Here is a 20,544-nt window from a genome sequence, read left to right as displayed (position 1 = left end):
TCATATGCGACAGATTTATCACTTGTAAGCCATATCGCAGAAGCCTTCTGAGTATGAATGCCACAATCTGGCGCATTTCTTGCGTAGGTGGGGAATCCCCAATGCCGCTGTTTTAAGGAGTACGGCATGACATTACGCAGTGAATCTATGCAGCTTTCTTCCACCGAAAAGCGATGGTTACCCTGGTTTGGTAACACCGGAAAACTGGCCATGCTTCGTTCGTGCCGCTTGAACAGAGCGCTCTATCCGGTGATAGAAAGCACGTTCGAGTCCATTGCTCAAACCCGGATGAAATTGCTCCAGCACTGGGCGCAGGAGTACTGGGACCACCTGGGTGAGTTGAGCAACAACATTGGGGGTGATCTGAGCCGAATAGACAGCGCGATGCTCAAGGAGAAGCTTAATCAGGCGTCTGACTTGTCCGAGCTGTTCGTCGTCGATATCCATGGCGAAGTCATTGCCTCGACGTACCCGGCGCACTGCAAAAGCAAAGATTTAAACGGACTCGCATTGGCTGAAGGGCTAAAAAAACCGTTCCTGCATGGCCCCTACATCGATCCGCTGACGTTGAAAATCGGTGCCTCGTCGTCGCGGTTCCATGACGAAGTCACCTTGATGTTCTATCAACCGCTGCTGCTCAACGGCAAGGCCGTAGGCTGTTTGTGCGCACGCGTGCCGAACGATGTATTGGGGGATTTGATCCAGCGCGAAGCAGGGCATATTTACCCGGAGTCAGGCGACAATTACCTGTTTATGGTCAAAGCCACCTTTGATCGCAGTGTGCAACCGGGTATCGCGCTGTCCCGCTCGCGCTTCGAGGACAACGCCTTCACCCACGGCGAAAACCTCAAGTCCGGCGTGAACACCGCCTGGGGGTCGGTGAAGATCCAGCGTCATACTGAACTTGAACTGCGTTTCATCGATCCGGCAACTCAACAACTGCACCCTGGGGTGCGTGAGACGATTCGCGCCGGTTCCAACCTGTTTGTCACCTATCCCGGATATGCCGATTACCGGCACATTCCAGTGATTGGCAAAGGCGTGACCTTTCAGATGCCCGGCTCACTGGACCAGTGGGGCATGATGTGTGAGGCCGACCTGGAGGAAGTCTACCGGCGCCGGTCATTGAGCTACGGCTTGATGAAGCCTTATCTGGCAACCATGGGCGGTTTGTTCGCCTGTAATTACCTGGTCCAGCATTACAGCGGCCTGAACCAATTACCGATCGATATTATTCAAGTCCTGAGCATGGCGCTGACGGCCCTGCTGTTCTCATCGCTTGGGCCTAAACGCCTGGCGGTCCGGTTGAGCGAAATGACCGACGTGATTCGGACCATTGCCGAAGGCGAAGGCAACCTGCGCCAGCGGTTGGATACGGGCAAAATGGCCAATGACGAAACCGGTGACATGGGCCGTTGGATCAACAGTTTTATTGATCACCTGGACGCGGTAGTGGGCCAAGTGATCCACGCCTCTCAGAGCATGGGTAAAACCAACGAACTGATGCTCGGCAGCAGCCAGGAGGCCGGTTTCACCTCCAGCGAAGTGGCCGATGCAGTGAACCGCATGATGCTGATCGTTGAGGGTCAGCTGGGCGAAATCAACCAAGCGTCGTTGACCGCCGAGCAAATGAAAAGGGCCATGGACGAGGTTGTTCGACACGCCCGCGAGCAGTTCGAGGCAGTCCGTGTCGGCACCCAATCGATCCGCGACGTGGTGGAGCGTTCAGCGTCCAGCGTGCAGTCGCTTGACAATCGGATGGCGCAAATCGGCAACATCATCGGGTTGATCACCAACATCACCAATCAAACCAACTTGCTGGCGCTCAACGCCGCCATCGAAGCCGCACGGGCCGGTGAGCATGGCCGTGGTTTTGCGGTGGTGGCCGACGAAGTGCGCAGCTTGGCAATCCGTACCGCCAGCGCTGCCGACGACATCAAACACATGGTCGAGGGCCTGCAAAGCGAAACCCAGCAAGCGGTAGCGTTTATGGAAAGCGGCGTACAGGACGTCGACAACCACTTACGCGCCACCCAGGAAGCCTCTTCGCAAGATGCTCAATTGCATCAAGAAGTAGAGAGCATGATTAACATCATCCAGCAGCTCAGCGACCGCAGCCTGGATTATGGCAAGACGATAAAACGGGTCGACTTGGCCTCGGGGGAAATGCGCGAAACCGTCGTGGTACTACAGAACAGCGCGGAAATCGTGCGCCTCAACGCAAACAAACTGCAAAAACTGGTGGGACAGTTCGAGGTCAGCAATGGCCGAGGAAAGTCTGCGGCCTCGTTGTAGTTCGTGGTTAATAGTTAGTGGTTTGCAAGGCGCGCCTAAAAGCCGGCGCGCCTTTGGACACCTGATCAATTGCGTTTAGCACGACGCTCGGCAACCTGCCCCAACACGGCAAGGTCCATGTGGCCTTCGTCGTGCGCCTGGGCATCCAGCAGGCTTTCGTGGACCAACTCGGCCATGGGCAGTGCAACCGAAACCCGCTCTGCCGCCGCCAACGCCAGACCGACATCTTTAAGGCCCAACGACGCTTTGAACGCAGCAGGTTCGTAACGACGTTCAGCGATCAATGCGCCGTAGCCCTGATAGACCGGGCCGGGAAAAATGCTGCTGGAGATCAGCTCGATCATTTTTGCCGACTCGATGCCGTACGCCCCCACCAACACCGCCGCTTCCCCCATGGACTCGATGGCCGAGGCCAGCATGAAATTGACCGCGAGTTTCATCACATTCGCGCTGGCGGCTTTTTCACCGAGGGGCCAGGTTTTGCGCCCGATAAGATCGAACAGCGGTTGGACCTGCTCGATGGCCGACGCGGGACCCGCCGCCAAAATATTCAGGTTGGCGCTGGCGGCCACATCGGGACGACCCATCACCGGCGCGGCGATGTAGGCCACGCCTTGGGCCTGGTGCAAAGTGGCCAGCTCTTCGGCAAACGCCACGGCGATGGTGGCCATGTTGACGTGAATCAACGGCGCCTTGAGGCTTTTCAGCAGGCCTGAATCCAGCAGCACCGCGCGCAAGGCTTGGTCGTCTGCGAGCATGCTGAACACGATGTCCGCCTCAAACGCTTGTTGCGCGTCGGCTGCCGCATGGGCGCCTAGTTCAACCAGCTTTTGTACCGGTGCGGGCGAACGGTTCCACACCCACAATTCGTGACCGCCTTTCAACAGGTTGCTGGCCATGGCCTGGCCCATGTTGCCGAGTCCGACAAATCCGATTTTCATGCGTCTGCTCTCCGGTTGAAAAAATGATGGTTCTAGAAGGGTGTATCCACTGCATCCGGTAAATCGCGATTAATCCGCGACTACAGGGGTATGACCGTGCCGTGTGGATTAGACTCCCCGGCGACCTTTCAAGGAATATCGGCATGACCCCTTCCCTGCTGTTAGCGGTACTGGCCTCCGGCTTTATTTATGGCATCACCCCAGGTCCCGGCGTATTAGCGGTGTTCGGTATTGGCGCCGCGCAAGGACGACGCGCCGGGGCGGCCTTTCTTAGCGGGCACTTGCTGGGCGACGTGGTCTGGTGCAGCACCGCTCTGGTCGCAATTGTCGGTGCCAGGGTCATCGGCAGTACCGCGTTCGATGTACTTGGGGTGCTCAGTGGACTTTACCTGTTCTGGCTAGGCCTGCGCGCCTTGAGTGCCAAACGCAGTCATAACGATCAACCCCAGAGCGTTGCGCGTCAGCCCTTTTGGCATGGCGTGACATTTGGCCTAACCAACCCAAAGGCCTATCCAGTTGCAGTGGCAACTTTTACCGCGTTGATTTCCAGCCGCGCCGAGCTGCTGAATTGGTCAATGCTGCCGGCGATGATTCTGCTCAGTTTCATCGGCGGCATTGCAGCGTACGCCATCGTCGTCGCCATCGTCGGTGCCCGGCATGTGCGAGCGGTGTACGTACGTCATGAAGTAGCCATTACTCGTGTCTGCGGGATAATGTTCATCGGCTTCGCGATTAACGCGCTGGTGCATTCAGTGCCCGGTTTACTGAAAAAACTGTAGGAGCGGGCTCGCGATCGGCTGCGCAGCAGTCGTAAATCAGCGACTCCGGGACCGCTTCGCGATCCATCGCGGGCAAGCGCGCTCCTACCGTTTAAATATCTATATTTCAATGGGTTATGGTTTTCTCGATAAGAGATTTTGAGATTGCAGCGTGTCAGGACCGAAGCCTTCCCGAATGAATTCGGTCCCACGGATTTTGGCGCTGCCGAAAGCTACGATCAGATTTCAGTGCCTACTATTCTGTGTCTGCCAAAAGTCTCCGTGGGAGGCTTGCCAACGAACGCGTTATTGCAAGCGACCCCCAGGTTTCAGGTCGACATCAGCGGCGCGATCATGGGCGTCTTCGCAGGCAAGCCTACTCCCACAGTGTCTGCGGCTGCTGGCTATCAACCGTGTTAATGAAACCCCAGAGCTGTCCCGGCTTCGGAGCCGTCTATCTATTCAGGGCTCTGCTTGGGGGGCTCGAAGGCGCCTCGGAAGGTGGCTGACGCGGTTGAGCGCCGTTGCCGATGCCTCCATTTTCAAGGGTCGGCGGTCGAGGATTGGTCTGCGGACTGACACGGCTCGACGGAATACTCGACTCGGTGCCCTGTCGGCTATTAGGGTTGGCGCGGCGAATCGGGCTGTTATACGGATTGTTGTTGCGGTTGTCCGTGACGGTCGGGGCATTGGCACCGGCATGAGCCAAACCCACCATGCCGATTCCTAATACCGCGCTCAGCATCAACGTTGCGGTACATCGCTTAATCTTCATCACCTACCTGCTGTTCGAAAGGGTAACGACAGGGGTTTGATAACAATTGCCGCGCGAAGTTGCGGCACCCACACCATCAACGTCGAGAATGACCGATTCCATGAGTGATCAAACCGAGCAGGCAGCGCCGGCGCTGAAAGAGATTTTCAATGCGGCGCGCCCCCTGCTCAAGTGGTGCGCCACCCGTGATGAATTCTAGCCGCGACTTTTATTTATTTGAAACACCTGCGTCGTTGTTGAGGCACTCTTTGTCGGTAAGTGCACAAATGTTCCAGACACGCTATCCGGCTACGCGCTACGGTGGTGCAGGCACCCCCAAACGAGTAGACCGTTGGCTCCTACAAGAACGGGGCATTTCGAAGAAGGAGTTAGCGCCATGACGCCGCGTAACTGGATCGATTTGAAGCAGGACGCAGAGTCAGGGATCGAGACTATTCGCGCTCATTTTGAGGGGCATGCCTACGATCCTCATTGGCATGACAGTTATCTGGTAGGCGTCACAGAACAAGGCGTTCAGCAATTCAACTGCCGACGGCAGCGGCATTTGAGTACGCCGGGCCGGGTGTTTTTGCTGGAGCCTGGGGAAGTACACGACGGCGATGCCCCCGCACCGGAAGGTTTCACCTACCGAACCTTGTACCTGGACCCACAATGGCTGGACCGCGAGTTGCGCTCGCTGTTCGAAGACACGCCTGAACACAGCCAAGTGAGCTTTGCCGCCACGTTGGCGGACGATCCGCGCCTGGCCATCGCCACCGCCAATGCGTTCCAAAGCCTGCACAGCCATGAAATGCGCATCGTGCGCCAGACCGCACTCGATACCTTGATCGCCAGCCTGACCAGCCATTTGCGCTGGCGCTCGCAACTGTCCCCCGACCCGCGTATGCCGCTGGTCGCCCACAAAACGCGGGAATACCTCCACAGCCACATGGATCAAGACATCGGTCTGGACGACTTGGCTCGGGTGTCCGGCGTAGACCGCTTTCGCCTGACCCGAGCGTTTAAAGCGGCGTTCGGATTGGCGCCTCACGCGTACCTGATCCAGCTACGTCTAGCCAAGGCTCGGCGGTTGCTGGCAGCCGGTCAATCACCGGTGGAGGTCGCCGCCGCCCTCGGGTTTGCGGATCAAAGCCACCTTGGCCGCTGGTTTCAGCGGGCCTACCGCATGACCCCGGCCGACTACCGAAAACGCTGCTCAAATCTTCCAGACTGAGGCGTCAAGGACGGTAATGATCGCACCACGATCAATCATTACCGAGCGCCCCATGAACCCCTTTTTGCCTTTTATGCTGTTTGCCTTCGTCGCGTCCATCACCCCCGGCCCTACCAACATTCTGGTACTGACCACCAGCTCGCGATACGGCATGCTCGCCGTTTTGCCCATTGTGTTTGGCGCTTGCGCCGGCGCGGCCATGATCGTGCTGCTCGTGGGCATGGGACTGGGTGACGTGTTGGGACGCTATCATGGCGTGCAAACCGCTCTGTCCTGGACAGGTATCGGGTGGTTGACGTACCTGGCATGGCAGATTTTCAGCAGCCCGGCAGCCGCCGTTGAATCTCAAGGCGCGGCCCACTCCAGCCAGCCAAAAGGCCCGAGCTTGGGCATGTTCGGCGGCGCCAGCTTACAGTTGATCAACCCCAAAACCTGGATGATGGCGCTGGCGGTGGTCAGCGTATTCGCCGGCACCGACGCGGATCGAACGACACGAGTGATCGACCTGTCGCTGGCGTTTTTCCTGATTTCCATGCCCTGCATGAGCGCGTGGGCCTATCTAGGCGCCAGCGCCGCGAAACTCTGCACATCCGCCCGCAGCATGCAGCGTTTCAACCAGGCCATGGCCCTGCTGTTGCTTGCCTCGACCTGGTTGACGCTGTGGGTGTGAAGGGCCGGAATCAGTTGAACAGCCTCACTGTTCTTGGACGAAAAGCGCTTCGACACGCTGATCGTACTGGGCGACAACGTTGCGGCACCGGTTCAGCACGGGTGATCGACTACCTGCGCGAGGCGGGCCCGCACACCCGCCGCATGAGCGCGGTGTGTACCGGGGCATTCGTTTTAGCCGAAGCCGGTTTGCTCGACGGACGCCGCGCCACCAGGCATTGGTTTCATGCGCGGGCGCTGCAACAGGCCTACCCGAACGTAAAAATGGAAGAGGACCGTATTTTCATCGTTGACGGTCCGATCTGGACCTCGGCGGGCGCGAGCGCCGGGGTTGATCTGGCCTTGGCCATGGTGGAGAGCGATTTGGGTGCCCAGACGGCCCGCGCCATCGCGAGAAACCTGGTGGTTTACCATCGCCGGGCGGGCGGGCAATCAAAGTTCTCGGTCATGCTCGATCTGGAACCCAAGTCCGATCGCATTCAGACGGCATTGGTTTATGCCAAGCAGAACTTGAAATCAGAATTATCGGTGGAGGAATTGGCCGGCGCCGCGCACCTGAGTCCGCGGCATTTCAGCCGGGTGTTTCTAGCCGAGACTGGGCAATCGCCGGCCAAGGCCATTGAGCGCCTGCGGGTTGAGTCGGCGCGACTGATGATCGAAGGCGGTCGGCATGCCATTGATGTGGTCGCTCAAGACAGCGGATTCGGCGACCCGGAACGCATGCGCCGGGCCTTCATTCGTGCATTCGGCCATCCACCCAGAACAGTCCAGCGTATTCAGGGTCTGTAACACCCACTCAAGCGGGCGCTTGCGGGAGGTTGATCGTAAAGGTCGTGCCCGCTTCCAGGGTTGAGACCACGCGGACATCGCCCTGGTGGGCACGGGCAATCTCACGAACGATGAACAATCCGAGACCCACGCTGCGCACGTCGTCGCCGCCATTAGTGCCGCGAATCATCGGTTCAAACAAATTGCCGAGCAGGCGCGGCGGGATCGGCGCCCCCCGGTTATGCACGGTAATAAGCAATCGATCGGTTTCTACGGTAGAGGTAATCGCAACAATCCCATCAGTGTCGCCATAGGTCATGGCATTGGCCACCAGATTGCCAATGGCTTGATACAAGCGATCACCGTCAGCGACACAGGGCCCTTGGCCGTCGTGCTGATGGCTCAACACGCGCTGAGGAAAGGCGATCGCTAGTTCCTCTACGCAACTGGCAACCACGGCGTGCAGGTCGATGACCTGCGGTTTGACCACAATCCCGCGCCCAACCCGTGCTTGGGTGAAGTCCAACAGGTCAGCAATCAAGCGTTGTGCACGGTCGGCAGATTGGTTGATATGGCCGAGAAGGCGTATGCGTTTTTCGTCGCCTTCATTGCACTCCAGTAAGCCGGCGGCCATTTTTATCGCGGTCAGCGGATTGCGCAGGTCGTGACTGACAATCCCCACCATCTGCTCGGCAAAGGTCGCGCGAATCTCCGCGTCGGCATGCGCCAGCCGCAGGCGATTTTGCGCCACCGAAAGCGCCTGCTGCGCCTCAAGCTGTTGCAGCAAGCGCTCTTCGGCCAGCTTGCGCGCAGCGAGCAATTCGCGCTCGTACCGGTTGCGGTCTTCTGCCACAAATATCGCCAGCTCGTGAAAGATCCCTTCGAGATGTTGCCGGCGCAGCGCATTGAGCATCATGGGAATCGAGTGGCCGCTTTTATGAACCAGGTCCAGTTTGACCTCGGCCACCGAGCCCTGCATTTGCAACAGCGGCGCCCAATGGGTTTGGTGAAAAATCCGCCCGCCCATGCTCAACAGCTCTTGAAACCGTCGCCCGAGCAATTCGTCCTGGCTAAAACCTACCCAGCCGCAAAACGTCGTATTCACTCGGACGATCGAACCCGCCGTCGTCGTCAGCAGCAACCCGCAGGCCGCTGTATCCCACAACGAATCGCTGTCAGGCAGCGGCCCGAACTTGTCAGACATGGCCACGAGCTTCGAAAGGCAACAGGAATTCGTTCATCGCATCAATGCACGCGCTGGGCGCACTCAAATGCGGGCAATGGCCGACGTTCTCAATCAGTCGCAACGTGCTATTGGGCAGAGTGTGTTGCAGGTACTCACCGACCAGTAGCGGCGCAATAAAATCATCGCTGCACTGAAGAATCAGCGTTGAGGTGGTCAATTGAGCAACCTCTTTACGGTTGTCGGTGGTGAAGGTGACGCGGGCGAATTGTTTGGCGATGTCCGGGTCGGTGCGGCAAAAGCTGTTAGCCAGTTCCACACCCAGTTCAGGTTGCTCGGGCGCGCCCATGATGGCCGGGGCCATGGTGCTGGACCAGCCGAGGTAATTGCTTTCCAGAGTGTCGAGCAAGGAGTCGATGTCAGCGCGAGTAAAACCGCCGTTGTAATCGCCATCATTGATGTAGCACGGCGACGGGCCGATCATCACGTGTCCGATGAAGCGTCCCGGCGACCGCAGGTCGGCCAAAACGCCAATCATCGCGCTGACCGAATGCCCGACATAAATAACCGGGCCGACGCTCACTTCATCAATGATTTCCAGCAGGTCACTCGCGTAACCCTCCAACGAGTTGTATTTGTCGTGGGAATACGCCGCTATCTCTGACGAGCCGCTGCCCACCAGATCGAACAGCACGACCTTGAACCGGGCCGCAAAAATCGGTGCCATAAAACGCCACATATGCTGGTCACAGCCAAAACCATGGGCAAAAACCAGGGTAATAGAGCCTTCCCCGATGACCTGCACATTATTGCGTTGCAGTACGGACATGCTCGCCTCCAAAAAATCGTCCTGCACTTGACTCCTCTGTACTGGGGAAGTGCCATTTAGCGAGCGAGGTTAGCATTGTTTTTGGGCCCTTTGGCGGGTGATAAGCGCCTTTGATCGTGCAATCCAACGCTGCACCAAACCAACAGAATGAGCCCGGCGATGGCGGACATGAATGACGATTTTATAGAAGCGCGCGATTGGTCCGAAGCACCGAAAAGTGATGCTGTTGCGGCCGCGCAACAGACGTTTTACAGCCTTTGGCCGACAGCATTCAAATGACATCTTAGATTGCTTTTAACTATTCGTACGAGTGGTCATGCAAGCCCTTGCATCCGGGTTTTGTTTGTCTGTGATGTGATCCACCTGCGCCGGAGGTTATTTCTGGAAGCTTCATATAACCCGTTGTTCGGTGCCAAGGGTCGGCTATACAAAGTCATCAAGTTTGCCAGTGATATTACCCACCAAGTCACCGTGCAACAATCTGCCGCAAAAACTGCTCACGACACCTCGGTGCGAACTGATGCCAGCGCACAGAAAGGCTCGGCAGTGGTGCAGCAGACGGTGCAGGTCATTGAGGAAATATCAAACGATCTTAATGAAGCCGCGCGCAGCCTGGACGCGGTGAACAAGCAATCCGAGATCATCGGCAGCATCGTGCAAACCATTCGTGGAATCGCCGATCAGACCAACTTGCTGGCGCTGAATGCGGCCATCGAGGCGGCCCGCGCCGGGGAACATGGCCGAGGCTTCGCCGTGGTGGCCGACGAAGTTCGCAGCCTCGCCGCACGGACCAGTAAGGCCACACTGGAGATTGTCGACGTCGTGCGACAGAACAATGAGCTGGCCCGCAGCGCTGTAGCCAGCATGCAATCCAGCCTGAGCAGAACCGAGGTAGGCGTTGGGCTGGCCAACGAGGCTGGCCAGGTGATTCTGGAGATTCAACAAGGCTCGCGCCACGTCGTGGACGCCATCAGCCAGTTCAACTCAACCTTGCAGCTAAACTGACGAACAAGAAGACAGTGCCTATTCGCCGATATCTTCGTTCCATAGCTGCGGTTTGTTGGCGATAAACTCGCGCATCAGCTCGACGCAGGTGTGATTCTGCACCACGTCGACGTGCACCCCCCTTGAGCGCAGCAGTTCCTCTTCGCCCATGAACGTTTGATTTTCACCCACCACGATCTTCGGAATCCCGTACAGAAGGATGGCACCGCTGCACATCGCACAAGGCGACAGCGTGGTGTACAGCACCGACTCTTTGTAGGTTTGCGCCGACTGACGACCCGCGTTTTCCAACGCATCCATTTCGCCGTGTTTGATCGCGCTGCCCTCTTGCACCCGCCGGTTATGCCCCCGGCCAATAATCTGGCCGTTGTGCACAATGACCGAACCAATGGGAATACCGCCTTCGGCCAGCCCTAATTGAGCCTCCTCGAGGGCCGCCTGCATGAATGGGTCCATAGAAATCTCCTGACGCTGGAAGATGAAGGGGTTATTGGGTCAGTTGGGTCTGTGCGTTTAGCAGTACTTGGGCGACGAAGGTTTTGAGCAACTCTGCCGATTTTGCTTTCATGCTCATCCCGACATCTTTCTGTTTCGCCTGAAACTTGGTCGCCAATTCTTTAGGCACGTCGCCCTCGTTCAAGGTACGCATCTCACTGGCGCTAAACGATTCGGCATAGGCCGCTGCCAAGTTACGGTTCCATTGCTCTTGGTAGGTGGGCTGCAAACGTTGCAGCTCGCTTTGAATCAGGCTTTGCCCTCGGACCTTGCCTACTTTCTGCACAATATCGGCGAAGGTGTTCGTGCGTGAAGCAACTTGAAAACCTAGCCAGGCTAGGCTGTCACCCAAATGACGCTGCTGAACGAACGCCAGGGCGTTGTCATTGCTTTCAGCAGCCAGCGCGCTACGCGGCATGTCCAGCAGCAACACCGCCAACAGCATGAGCATCAGATTAAAGACGCCCACTATCGCGACTTTACGCGCCCCTGTCATTTTGACTCCCCGACCTTGGCAACTCGTTCAGCCCAGCGGTGCTGGGTCATGCGGTAGATCTTCACGCCGCGTCGATGGTATTGGCTGTGGATGAACGTGTTAAAGCCTAGCTTCTCGATGACATTCACCGAAGCGATATTTTCAGGTTCGACAATGGCGATCAACGAATCGATGCCCAAGGTTGCGAAGGCATAATCTCGGGTGGCCATTGCGGCCTCGGTGGCCAAACCTTTGCCCCAAAATTCGCGGCTCAGGCGATAACCTATTTCCACTTCTTCGGCGCCCTCTACTGGCTCGGCGTTCAGTCCGCAAAATCCGATAAAGGTCGTGGTCGCTTTATCGATAACGGCCCATGGCCCGAAGTCATTGGCTTGGTAGGAAAACACGCAACCGGCGACGAATTCCCGGGTTTCCTTTTCGGTCATCACACCACCGACTGAATGCCGCATGACCTGCGCATCACCCAAAATCGCCGCAAGCGCCGGCACGTCCTCGATTTTCAATTCGCGGATTAGCAGTCTCTCGGTGTGTAGTTGAAACCCTGTCCTGCCCATCTGCGCCTCGCTCCACAAGCATGGGGGGATTTACGCATAACAGCTGGACACATGCGAGCTTCGATGGCTAAACGCGGCGGAGTGTTAGAACTGGAGCCTTCCGAATGAATTCGGTCCCACAGATTCAGGTGGTGCACAAATGCTGTAGGAGCTGCCGAAGGCTGCGATCAGATGTTCAGTGCCTACTATTCAGTGTCTGCCAAAAGTCTCTGTGGGAGCTGGCTTGCAACGAAAGCGTCATTGCAAGCGACCCAGGTTCAGGTCCACATCAGCGGCGCGATGGCGGGCCTCTTCGCAGGCAAGCCTACTCCCACAGTATCTGCGGCTCCGACAGCCGCGTTGACGGACCACCTCAGGGCATGAATGAATTCGGTCCCACAGGTTTCTGTAGAAACTGCTGAAGGCTGCGATCAGTTCGAAGGACCTTCGCCAACAAGTTGGCTCCTACGGAGGATTGGTCGCCCATAGAAAAGTAGTTTTTCGGTTTTACAAACTGCTTTTCACCTTCGTCGCAACGTCAGCCGGGACCCATGCGGTCCAGACTTCCGGGTGGTCGCGCAGGAATGACTGTGCAACGGCATGCGGTTCCAAGCGTTTTTCGCTCATCTGGCCCAGGGTTTTGTTGAGCAGATCGATCGGCAGATCGACTTTTTCAAAGAACGCGACGAGGTCTGGGTACTTGGCGTGGAACGGTGCAGAAACGCCGATGGCCAAATGCGCGTCCAGGGAGCGTGAGCCTTTGGGATTGGGGTTATTGGCATCGGACAGGGTTTTCCAGGCCTCAGCATCAAACGGCGGCTCTTCGAGTTTTACCAGTTTGAAACGACCGAGCAGTGGCGTCGGCGACCAGTAGTAGAACAGCACCGGTTTGCCACGACGGATCGACGAGCTGACTTCGGCGTCCAACGCCGCGCCAGAGCCGGTACGGAAGTTAACGTAGCTGTCAGTCAGCCCATAGGCCTTCAGCTTCTGGGTATTGACGATCTCCGAGGTCCAGCCGGTGGGGCTGTTGAGAAAACGGCCTTGCTTGGGTGATTCCGGGTCGCGGAAGACGTCCTTGTACTTCGGCAGGTCGGCCACGGATTTCAGGTCTGGCGCGACCGCTTTGATCCCGCGTTCAGGGTCGCCCTTGATCACGTACTCCGGCACCCACCAGCCTTCCGTTGCGCCTTTGACGGTATCGCCGAGGCCAAAGACCTTCCCTTCGGATTGCGCCTTGATCCACGCCGGACTGCGCCCGGCCCATTCTTCCCCGATGACCTGAACGTCATCCTTGGCCAACGCCGCTTCAAGGCTAACCGTGCTGCCCGGCAAGGTGTCGGTGGGATAGCCGTAACCCGTCTCGACGATGGTGCGCAGAATTTCAGTGATCAGGCTGCCGCTTTCCCAGGTGATGTCACCGAAGTGAATAGGGGCGGTTTTTTCAGCGGCGAGCACTGGTTGCGAAAGGATTCCCAACGCCAATACCGTGCTGCCCAGTAGGTGCTTTATCGAAGTCATGGTCGTCTCTTGGTCATTGGAAGGCAGCGGGTAAGCGCTTTGCTCATATGGTCGCTGACAGAACGTTGGCAAATGCCTAATTCAACAGCGATCTGCGGGTAGGTCAGGCCATTGATCTGTGACAACAGAAAAGTCGCTTTGACCTTGCTTGGTAGACGGTAGAGCACGACGTCGACGGCTTGCAGGGCTTCAATCGTTTGCGCGCGATTTTCAGGGGAATGACTGTGAGGTTCAAGGTCCGGTAATGCATTGAAATAATCGCGTTCCAGGTCCCGCCATCGCCAAAGTTGGTATCGCTGGCTTCTACAGAATGCGCATCCTCTGAAGGAGCCAGCGTGTTGGCGAAGCATAGTCAGTTCAACACCGCAAACCCCAACACTTGCGCTTCACGCTGGTACCCAAGCAGCAGCTGATAATCCTCTTCGGTGGTGGGCAACACTGAGTGAATTGCCAATGTTGCGGCAACCTCAGGCAGGTCTTGCAGGGCAAGGTTCATTGCATCACGAATCCGTTCGGCGTCGGCCGCACTCAGCGAAACGGCACCGATGTAAGGCAACGTCGGGCTGATTGCGCTGCGGGCAAGAATCCGCAGGCCGTTCAGTTCGGCACTGGCATCCCGGGCCAAGTAGTCATACGTCACGCTGTCGATGGCCGCCAAGTCTCCGCGCTTTTCACGCAGCCAGCGCAGGCTTTCCCGGTGGCCGCCGGTCAGCGAAACTGCCGAAAAGAAACGTCCATCACGTTGGAGCGGCGCCAGGCGATGGCGCAGCAGGTTCATGCCTGAATTGGAATCCTCGTTATTGATCAACCCATGACTGCCGCGAAACTGTTCTAGTTCGGTACGCGAGTCGTCGTCACTGACTAGCAACAGGCTGCAATGACCGCCATTCGCACTGTGCGCAAGCCGGTAATCCGGGCGCCCAATCAATCGCACTTTGCCGCGCAACGAGGTCATCAGCGGGTAGCCGCAGGTCTGGGTCAACAACAAGTTTGACGACAACCACAACGGCATCAACGTCGGATGGTCAGCCTCGTCCCGAGTGATGCCGAGCCGTTGCAAGGTGCGCGTCAGCCAGGCTTCGTTGGCCTCGCGCAGTCGGTCCGGCGCGGTGTACATCAATAACGCTGCAAAGCCGTGGGTCATGCTCAGGTCCGTATGAAGGAATGTCAGGCCTGGGGATGGGTCAGCCACATCCGTCATGCTTGAGCATCGCCCCGACGCAAGTCTGAAACGCTACACGGTCGAGCGCGATCAAGGCCAGCGGCGCGCCCAGCAGTAAGCGTCCGGGCAGGTTTTTATCCAGCCAACGCCGGTCCCCACTGGCAATAACCAAGTGGGGCATTAAGTGCTTCCTGCGTCATGGCCGGATCAGTCAAAGGGCTGACTTCAATCCTGTTGTGCAATGGCGCAACGAAATCATGTAGACCGATGGGTTATGAACTTAGGACGGCACAAACAGAAGCGGAGCCTGAGAGGCTCCGCACTGCTAAATCAATGGCTGAACATTGATGTCAGCTGTCTTTCTTGGCCTTCTTGTCAGCGCGCTTTTCTACGAGGGTTTTCGCCGGTTTTTTCTTGTCGGCTTTCTTTGAATCCATACCTTTGGCCATGATGTTTACTCCGATGTTGGGGGATCTGCGCTCAGTTATACACCTAATCGCACAGCGCACCGACACCCAATACCGCGCGTTATGATGCAGCGCACGCCAAGCGGCCATTGCGGCTGCGCTTTCTTTCAATTTGCCGCCGTCGCGCTATTGAGTCTTATGCCTGTCACCCACTTCTGCGTGCTACCCGAACCGTCCAGACCCTTGCTGAGCAAATTCTATCGGGAACATAAATCACCGATGCGCCCGACCAGCGACGCACAGCTGTGGGTGGCGAAACAGTCCGAGATCGTCGGTGCGCTGTGCCTGACCGCCGTCGCTAACGGGCATTGGCTAACCGGACTGTTCGTCGCGCCGCTGCTGCGCGGGCAGAACATTGCCAGTGACTTGATTCAAGAAGCGGTGGCGCAAGCCGTGGGACCGGTCTGGTTGTTTTGTCATCCTGACCTGCTCAGTTTCTATCAGCGTGGCGGATTTCACGTCGTGTCCACACTGCCCGAGGCTTTGGCCGACCGCTTCCAACGCTACAGCAGAACCAAATCACTGATCGCCATGAGCAAGCCCAGCGGCCCGCTATAGAACCAAGGGTATGTTCGCTGATAAAAAAGTGTGGTCGCGTGGCTAAACCTGCGTGGTAGCCTTTCGGCCACTGGGCCTGAATCGGGCCAACGACAAGGATTGGTATGAAACTTCCTCTTATCGCTTGCTCCGTCGCCGCCCTGCTTGGTCTTGGGCTTACCCAGGTTCAGGCTCAGGCCGCCGACGCTCATGCCCCGGCCTCCACGGTCAGCGCCGCGCAGTTCGCTAAAGTGCTCTCGGGCCCTTGGCGCGCGCCGGAAAACAGCGCACGGGATCAGTACCGACACCCCCAGCAAACCTTGCAGTTTTTCGGCCTGCGCGCCAACCAGACGCTGATTGAAATCACCCCAGGCAACGGCTGGTACAGCGAGCTGCTGGCGCCGCTGCTCAAGAACAAAGGTCGCTACATCGCGGCGGTGCAGTCAACGGCCACCGGCGACAATGCGCGTAAGGCCGCCGACCGCCTGAAACAGAAATTCGCCGCCGACCCCACCCACTACAGCAAAGCGCAGATCGTCGAGTTCGATCCGCAGGCCCCGGTGTTCGGCAAGTCGGCCTCGGTCGATACCCTGCTGACGTTCCGTAACGTGCACAACTGGGTCATGGCGGACGATGCGCCAGCGATGTTCAAAGGGTTTTATAACGTGTTGAAACCGGGCGGCACCTTAGGCGTGGTCGACCACCGGGCCAAAGTCGGTGCCTCGGAGGAGTCGATGAAGGACAGTGGTTACCTGCCTACGGCGTACGTCGTGAAACTGGCCACCGATGCGGGGTTCGTATTGGCGGGCAGCAGCGAAATCAACGCCAACCCCAAGGACACCAAGGACTATCCGCAGGGTGTCTGGACCTTGCCGCCGACGCTGACCATGGGTAATCAGGACCGGGACAAATATTTAGCCATTGGCGAATCCGACCGGCTGACCCTGCGTTTCATAAAGCCCGCTCACCGGAGCACACAAATAAGCAAGACCAAGCCGTAGTCATTCGTCAGCGTTGGGGTCCATGTCGGGGAATAGCACCTCCAGATAGCCGAATTTGCTGAAGTCGGTGATCCGGGACGGATACAGACGGCCAATCAGGTGATCGCACTCATGCTGCACCACGCGCGCGTGAAAACCGTGGGCGGTGCGCTGGATGGGCCGACCATCCGGGTCAACGCCCTCGTAACGAATATACTCGTAACGATCCACCATACCGCGCAACCCAGGCACCGACAGGCACCCTTCCCAACCCTCCTCTACCGCTGGGTGGAGGGGGGTGATCAGCGGATTGAGCAACACCGTCTGGGGGACGGCATCAGCTTCTGGATAGCGTTCGCTGTGTTCAAAACCAAAGATCACCAACTGCAAATCAATGCCGATCTGCGGCGCTGCCAAACCAACGCCGCCGACGCTGTCCATAGTCTCGAACATGTCGGCGATCAGTGCGTGAAGTTCGGGGGTGCCGAACATTGACTCAGGCACCAGCGGGGCGATACGCAACAAGCGCTCGTCGCCCATTTTCAGAATCTCATGAATCATAAAAAACCTTATCTCTCGGCCAAGGACGTGATCGTGCCACATCAGGCCGACGATTCGTCAGTCTTCGCACCCGCTGGGACCGAATTATGACGCCCGAGGCCCGAGATGTGTTTGGTCATCGGTTCACGTGCCACACCAGCGCCGGCTTCTTTCTCGCCTGGGTTTTTGCCTTCCGCGTGCATATGTTCAATGACCGCGTTCATCTCCGCGCCCAATAACAGCACCGCTGCCGAAATGTAAAAATACAACAACAACACGATGATCGCGCCGATGCTGCCGTACATGGCGTTGTAATCGGAAAAGGTTTTGACGTAATAGCCGAAGCCCAACGACGCCACAATCCAGACCACCACCGCCAATACCGAACCGGCAGTAATGAAGCGAAACTCTTGCTTAACGTCTGGCATGACGAAATACATCAGAGCCACCGCCACCATCAGCAACACGATGATTACCGGCCAGCGAAGGAGGGTCCACAGGGTAACAATGAAGTCTTGCATGCCGATTTGTCCGGCCAGCCAACTCATGACTTGCGGCCCGGTGACCATGAGCCCGGCAGCGGCAAGCAACATCCCGGCAATACCGATGGTGTACAGAATCGACAGCGGAAAACGTTTCCAGATTGGGCGCCCTTCGGCTACGTCGTAGGCCGCGTTCATGGCGCTCATCATTAAGCGCACGCCCGCCGACGCGGTCCATAACGCGATCACGATACCAATCGACAACAGCCCGCCCTTGGATTGCTGAAGCTGATCGATCACCGGGTTGACCTGATCGAGGGCTTGCGGTGGCAAGACCAATTCTGATTGCAGCCGCAGCCAGGAGAAGAAATCCGGCAAGTGCAAGAAGCCGATCAGGGCAATCAAAAACAGCAAAAAAGGGAACAGCGAGAACAGCATCTGATAAGCCAATGCCGACGCATACGTCGACATTTCGTCATCCATGAACTCATTGACGGTCCGCATTAACACCTTCTTCATGGAAAGGTCGCCTAGCTTCGGAAAAATCATGGTGTCTCCTTACGACTCAAATCAAGCTGACTTCGCTATTAGTGGGCAAGCGCTTCAACTTCAAGCCCGCGTTCGAGGGCTGGCGTTCTACTTTAACGTAGCCTGATTGGCGACCGTAAAGACGTATCAATATTTGTCAGAATTCCCTTGAGGACAACTGACGGGCATATCAAGCACATAAAACAACGGCCATACAAGATGGCCGTCGCGCTTAACAGTAAGACATTAAGCCAATGTGATTGGCTCACGCCTTATCGACACCTTTCTTCACGGCATCTTTAGCTTTGCCCACGGCTTGTTGGGTATCACCCTTGATTTCCTGGGCTTTCCCTTCAGCTTTGAGTTTCGAATTGTCAGTGGCTTTGCCTACGCCTTGCTTGACGTTACCAACTGCTTCATTGGCCATACCTTTGACTTTATCGCCCGTGCTGCTCATGGTAATTCTCCTGAATCGAAAAGTAGGTGTCGTACGCTCGACATAACGATTGACGCCCTCCTTCTGACAGAGTTTCAAAAAAATTCTCCGCTGGACGTTCCGTTCGTCGCCGAATTAAACCGGTAAAAACAGCCTCTTTTCCGCTCCAACTGAAGGTTTAACTTTAAGTTTTCGCGACAACCCCTGAGAATGCGCAACGCAGTCAGGCTGTGGTCGCAAAGGCCATTGCGCTGAACACACAGATCCACAGGAACGTTATGAAACTCGATAAAAAGCTGGCCATCGCCCGCAGAAACCAGGAGCTCGGCGGTGCCGTGCTCGGTACTAACAACAGTCATTTCACCGCGCTTAATGCCAACAAGAACATCTGGTGGTTCGACCTGCGGATGAGCCGTCTGCAAATCGGTCAGTACGAGTGGGTGCATTTGTTGTTGCACACACCGAGTACCGATCAGCTGTTGCACTTGAAAGTGCCAACAGCGTTTTTGCGCGACCATATGGAAGGTCTGGTGATTCGCAACAAGGACAAGCGCAACTGCACCGTCAGCCTGGAACTCAGCGCCGACAAGGACTCGTTTTTGAAAGACGTGCGTCCAGACGGTGCCAATGTGCAGTTCGCGTCCTTCGTTCAAAGGTAATCAGCTTATTCGTCAGGCGCGGCGCGGGGAACTCCCATCCTTGTATCCGCGCCCCACGGCTCAGATAAACCCGCGCGTTTGCAAGTTGCGGGTTATCAGGTAGCCGCCCGTCCCCGCCAGCCCCGATGCAACCACGCCCCACGCCAGATCAACCACTGCCAATGGTGCGGGCCAGCCTTGCAGCGTCGCCCAATTGGTCAGGTCGTAAGTTGCGTACGCCATCAGCCCAAGAAATGCACTGCCGGCTGCAGCCCGGCCTGCGCGTTCGCGTTGCAACGCTGGGATGACGCCAAATACCACGATGCCCGCTGCGTATAGCAGATAAAACGCCAGCGCAGGTCCAACAACCGGGGTGTCCAGCATCAAAGGTCCTAGCCAGGCTCGGTATTTAGGCCCCATCAGCAAGCCAAGCCAGATGCCATCGCACACAAGAAACACCAATAACGTGCTGACGTAGGCGGTGAGGTATTTTTTCATGGGGGCACCTGGGCGTTTGGAGCAATTGAGCGCGGGGATTATGCCGGCAGAAGTAAGTAGACCTGTTCTGTCTTCGATTGATCCTCAATGGGAGGACTTTTACGCCATTGCCGGAGTCAATGTTAGGTAGCAGGCATGGAGAATTGGATATGAACAGCGACGGCCCATTGAAAGTCGACATCTGGAGCGACTACGTTTGTCCGTTCTGTTATCTGCAATTGGCGATAATTGACCAACTTCAACAGGAATATGGGTCACGCATTACCGTGCAATGGCATGCATTTGAGCTGCGACCAGAACCGCTCGCAACCTTAGACCCAAGCGCCGACTACCTCCGCGCGACCTGGCGACAAGCGGTCTACCCGATGGCTCAAAAACGCAAAGTCCTGATGAAGTTACCGCCTGTCCAACCGCGCAGCCGCAACGTTTTGGAAGCGGCCGCTTTCGCCAAAGTCCACGGCAAGTTTGAGGCGTTCCACAAAGAAGCGTTTCGTGCGTTCTTTGAGTTTGGCCGCGACATCGGCGACATTCTGGTGTTGCTGGAGGTGGGCAGCCGCGCGGGGCTGGACCGACAAGCGTTAAACAGCGCTTTATCCAATCATCATTACACCGACCAGATAGTCGCTGACGAAGGACTCGCCGATGAATTGGGGTTACGCGCGGTGCCGGCCTTTTTGATTCGCCGGGCGGATCAGCCCTTAAGCGAGGCCACGGTAATGAATGGGACTATGGGCATTGGTCCGTTCAAACGGGAAATCGATCGGCTTTGCGCGTAATCGACACCCGTTTTATAAC

General features: G+C 57.0%; 23 protein-coding genes and 2 pseudogenes. 10 read left to right on the top strand and 15 right to left on the bottom strand.

Translation table 11 applies throughout. From position 1 onward, the window contains the following. Window positions 1-126: 126 nt before the first annotated feature. Window positions 127-2,295: a methyl-accepting chemotaxis protein gene (locus RHM59_RS23435; RefSeq protein ID WP_322165698.1), complete on the top strand. Its 2,169-nt coding sequence runs from the start codon at window positions 127-129 to the stop codon at window positions 2,293-2,295. A 65-nt stretch (window positions 2,296-2,360) separates the two neighbouring features. Here RHM59_RS23435 and RHM59_RS23430 read toward each other — a convergent pair whose 3' ends face one another. Then, on the bottom strand, window positions 2,361-3,236 hold the full coding sequence (locus tag RHM59_RS23430; protein WP_322285518.1) for an NAD(P)-dependent oxidoreductase: 876 nt from the start codon (window positions 3,234-3,236) through the stop codon (window positions 2,361-2,363). A gap of 143 nt (window positions 3,237-3,379) precedes the next feature. On the opposite strand from RHM59_RS23430, the gene RHM59_RS23425 reads away from it, so the two are divergent. Then, window positions 3,380-4,015 (top strand): LysE family translocator, encoded by a 636-nt coding sequence (locus tag RHM59_RS23425; protein ID WP_322165699.1) that lies wholly within the window; start codon window positions 3,380-3,382, stop codon window positions 4,013-4,015. A 433-nt stretch (window positions 4,016-4,448) separates the two neighbouring features. On the opposite strand, the gene RHM59_RS23420 is transcribed toward RHM59_RS23425, so the two are convergent. Next, entirely contained in the window at window positions 4,449-4,712 is a 264-nt protein-coding gene (locus tag RHM59_RS23420) for a hypothetical protein (protein WP_322286749.1), read from the bottom strand. A gap of 433 nt (window positions 4,713-5,145) precedes the next feature. Between RHM59_RS23420 and RHM59_RS23415 the strand changes: the two genes are divergently transcribed. The 3 genes and pseudogenes from RHM59_RS23415 to RHM59_RS23405 all read left to right on the top strand — a co-directional run. Further along, the gene (locus tag RHM59_RS23415) at window positions 5,146-5,982 is read left to right on the top strand and encodes an AraC family transcriptional regulator (RefSeq protein WP_322165700.1); all 837 of its coding nucleotides are present in this window, start codon (window positions 5,146-5,148) and stop codon (window positions 5,980-5,982) included. A gap of 52 nt (window positions 5,983-6,034) precedes the next feature. Next, complete coding sequence (locus RHM59_RS23410) at window positions 6,035-6,652, top strand: LysE family translocator (protein WP_322165701.1); 618 nt, start codon at window positions 6,035-6,037, stop codon at window positions 6,650-6,652. A gap of 36 nt (window positions 6,653-6,688) precedes the next feature. Then, window positions 6,689-7,440: pseudogene (locus RHM59_RS23405) on the top strand (GlxA family transcriptional regulator); the annotation flags it as partial. A gap of 7 nt (window positions 7,441-7,447) precedes the next feature. Here RHM59_RS23405 and RHM59_RS23400 read toward each other — a convergent pair. After that, window positions 7,448-8,623: a PAS domain-containing sensor histidine kinase gene (locus RHM59_RS23400; protein ID WP_322285517.1), complete on the bottom strand. Its 1,176-nt coding sequence runs from the start codon at window positions 8,621-8,623 to the stop codon at window positions 7,448-7,450. Further along, the gene (locus tag RHM59_RS23395; protein ID WP_322165703.1) at window positions 8,616-9,431 is read right to left on the bottom strand and encodes an alpha/beta hydrolase; all 816 of its coding nucleotides are present in this window, start codon (window positions 9,429-9,431) and stop codon (window positions 8,616-8,618) included. The genes RHM59_RS23400 and RHM59_RS23395 overlap by 8 nt, the downstream gene beginning before the upstream one ends. Before the next feature lie 354 nt (window positions 9,432-9,785). Between RHM59_RS23395 and RHM59_RS23390 the strand changes: the two genes are divergently transcribed. Further along, window positions 9,786-10,436: a methyl-accepting chemotaxis protein gene (locus tag RHM59_RS23390; protein ID WP_416195108.1), complete on the top strand. Its 651-nt coding sequence runs from the start codon at window positions 9,786-9,788 to the stop codon at window positions 10,434-10,436. 18 nt (window positions 10,437-10,454) lie between these two features. Here the strand turns inward: RHM59_RS23390 and RHM59_RS23385 are convergent, their stop codons facing one another. The 7 genes and pseudogenes from RHM59_RS23385 to RHM59_RS23355 form a co-directional block, all read right to left on the bottom strand. Beyond that, complete coding sequence (locus tag RHM59_RS23385; RefSeq protein WP_322165704.1) at window positions 10,455-10,892, bottom strand: nucleoside deaminase; 438 nt, start codon at window positions 10,890-10,892, stop codon at window positions 10,455-10,457. A 31-nt stretch (window positions 10,893-10,923) separates the two neighbouring features. Then, on the bottom strand, window positions 10,924-11,427 hold the full coding sequence (locus RHM59_RS23380; protein ID WP_322285516.1) for a hypothetical protein: 504 nt from the start codon (window positions 11,425-11,427) through the stop codon (window positions 10,924-10,926). Continuing rightward, window positions 11,424-11,981, bottom strand: a complete 558-nt coding sequence (locus RHM59_RS23375) for a GNAT family N-acetyltransferase (protein ID WP_322285515.1) — start codon at window positions 11,979-11,981, stop codon at window positions 11,424-11,426. Before RHM59_RS23375 ends, RHM59_RS23380 begins: the two co-directional genes overlap by 4 nt. 486 nt (window positions 11,982-12,467) lie before the next feature. Then, complete coding sequence (locus RHM59_RS23370; protein WP_322185193.1) at window positions 12,468-13,481, bottom strand: ABC transporter substrate-binding protein; 1,014 nt, start codon at window positions 13,479-13,481, stop codon at window positions 12,468-12,470. Beyond that, window positions 13,478-13,774, bottom strand: a pseudogene (locus RHM59_RS23365) (sigma factor-like helix-turn-helix DNA-binding protein); the annotation flags it as partial. The pseudogene RHM59_RS23365 and the gene RHM59_RS23370, both read right to left, overlap by 4 nt. Window positions 13,775-13,833: 59 nt before the next feature. Next, window positions 13,834-14,625: a phosphate/phosphite/phosphonate ABC transporter substrate-binding protein gene (locus tag RHM59_RS23360; RefSeq protein ID WP_322285514.1), complete on the bottom strand. Its 792-nt coding sequence runs from the start codon at window positions 14,623-14,625 to the stop codon at window positions 13,834-13,836. A 40-nt stretch (window positions 14,626-14,665) separates the two neighbouring features. Further along, window positions 14,666-14,824: a hypothetical protein gene (locus tag RHM59_RS23355; protein WP_322165709.1), complete on the bottom strand. Its 159-nt coding sequence runs from the start codon at window positions 14,822-14,824 to the stop codon at window positions 14,666-14,668. Between the two features lie 424 nt (window positions 14,825-15,248). Between RHM59_RS23355 and RHM59_RS23350 the strand changes: the two genes are divergently transcribed. Next, window positions 15,249-15,668, top strand: a complete 420-nt coding sequence (locus RHM59_RS23350) for a GNAT family N-acetyltransferase (RefSeq protein ID WP_322165710.1) — start codon at window positions 15,249-15,251, stop codon at window positions 15,666-15,668. A gap of 104 nt (window positions 15,669-15,772) precedes the next feature. Further along, the gene (locus RHM59_RS23345; protein ID WP_322185191.1) at window positions 15,773-16,648 is read left to right on the top strand and encodes a methyltransferase; all 876 of its coding nucleotides are present in this window, start codon (window positions 15,773-15,775) and stop codon (window positions 16,646-16,648) included. Here RHM59_RS23345 and def read toward each other — a convergent pair whose 3' ends face one another. The 3 genes from def to RHM59_RS23330 all read right to left on the bottom strand — a co-directional run bounded on the left by def (window position 16,649) and on the right by RHM59_RS23330 (window position 18,634). After that, window positions 16,649-17,188 carry a peptide deformylase gene (gene def / locus RHM59_RS23340; protein WP_322185189.1) on the bottom strand — a complete coding sequence of 180 codons (540 nt, stop codon included), beginning with the start codon at window positions 17,186-17,188 and terminating at the stop codon, window positions 16,649-16,651. Window positions 17,189-17,229: 41 nt separating this feature from the next. Beyond that, window positions 17,230-18,198, bottom strand: coding sequence for a YihY/virulence factor BrkB family protein (locus RHM59_RS23335; RefSeq protein ID WP_322165713.1), 969 nt, complete (start codon window positions 18,196-18,198; stop codon window positions 17,230-17,232). A gap of 244 nt (window positions 18,199-18,442) precedes the next feature. Further along, the gene (locus RHM59_RS23330; RefSeq protein WP_322165714.1) at window positions 18,443-18,634 is read right to left on the bottom strand and encodes a CsbD family protein; all 192 of its coding nucleotides are present in this window, start codon (window positions 18,632-18,634) and stop codon (window positions 18,443-18,445) included. A 257-nt stretch (window positions 18,635-18,891) separates the two neighbouring features. Here RHM59_RS23330 and RHM59_RS23325 point away from each other — a divergent pair, with 257 nt between their 5' ends. Further along, window positions 18,892-19,272 (top strand): hypothetical protein, encoded by a 381-nt coding sequence (locus RHM59_RS23325; protein WP_322165716.1) that lies wholly within the window; start codon window positions 18,892-18,894, stop codon window positions 19,270-19,272. 60 nt (window positions 19,273-19,332) lie between these two features. Here RHM59_RS23325 and RHM59_RS23320 read toward each other — a convergent pair whose 3' ends face one another. Further along, on the bottom strand, window positions 19,333-19,749 hold the full coding sequence (locus RHM59_RS23320; RefSeq protein WP_322165717.1) for a DUF2177 family protein: 417 nt from the start codon (window positions 19,747-19,749) through the stop codon (window positions 19,333-19,335). Between the two features lie 149 nt (window positions 19,750-19,898). Between RHM59_RS23320 and RHM59_RS23315 the strand changes: the two genes are divergently transcribed. Continuing rightward, a complete protein-coding gene (locus tag RHM59_RS23315) occupies window positions 19,899-20,525 on the top strand; it encodes a DsbA family oxidoreductase (protein ID WP_322165719.1) in 627 nt (208 codons plus the stop codon). Window positions 20,526-20,544 lie beyond the last annotated feature (19 nt).

Source organism: Pseudomonas sp. MH10, assembly GCF_034353045.1.
GTDB lineage: Bacteria > Pseudomonadota > Gammaproteobacteria > Pseudomonadales > Pseudomonadaceae > Aquipseudomonas.
Note: the sequence above shows the minus strand (reverse complement) of the source record. Positions and strands in the feature narration are given on the sequence as shown.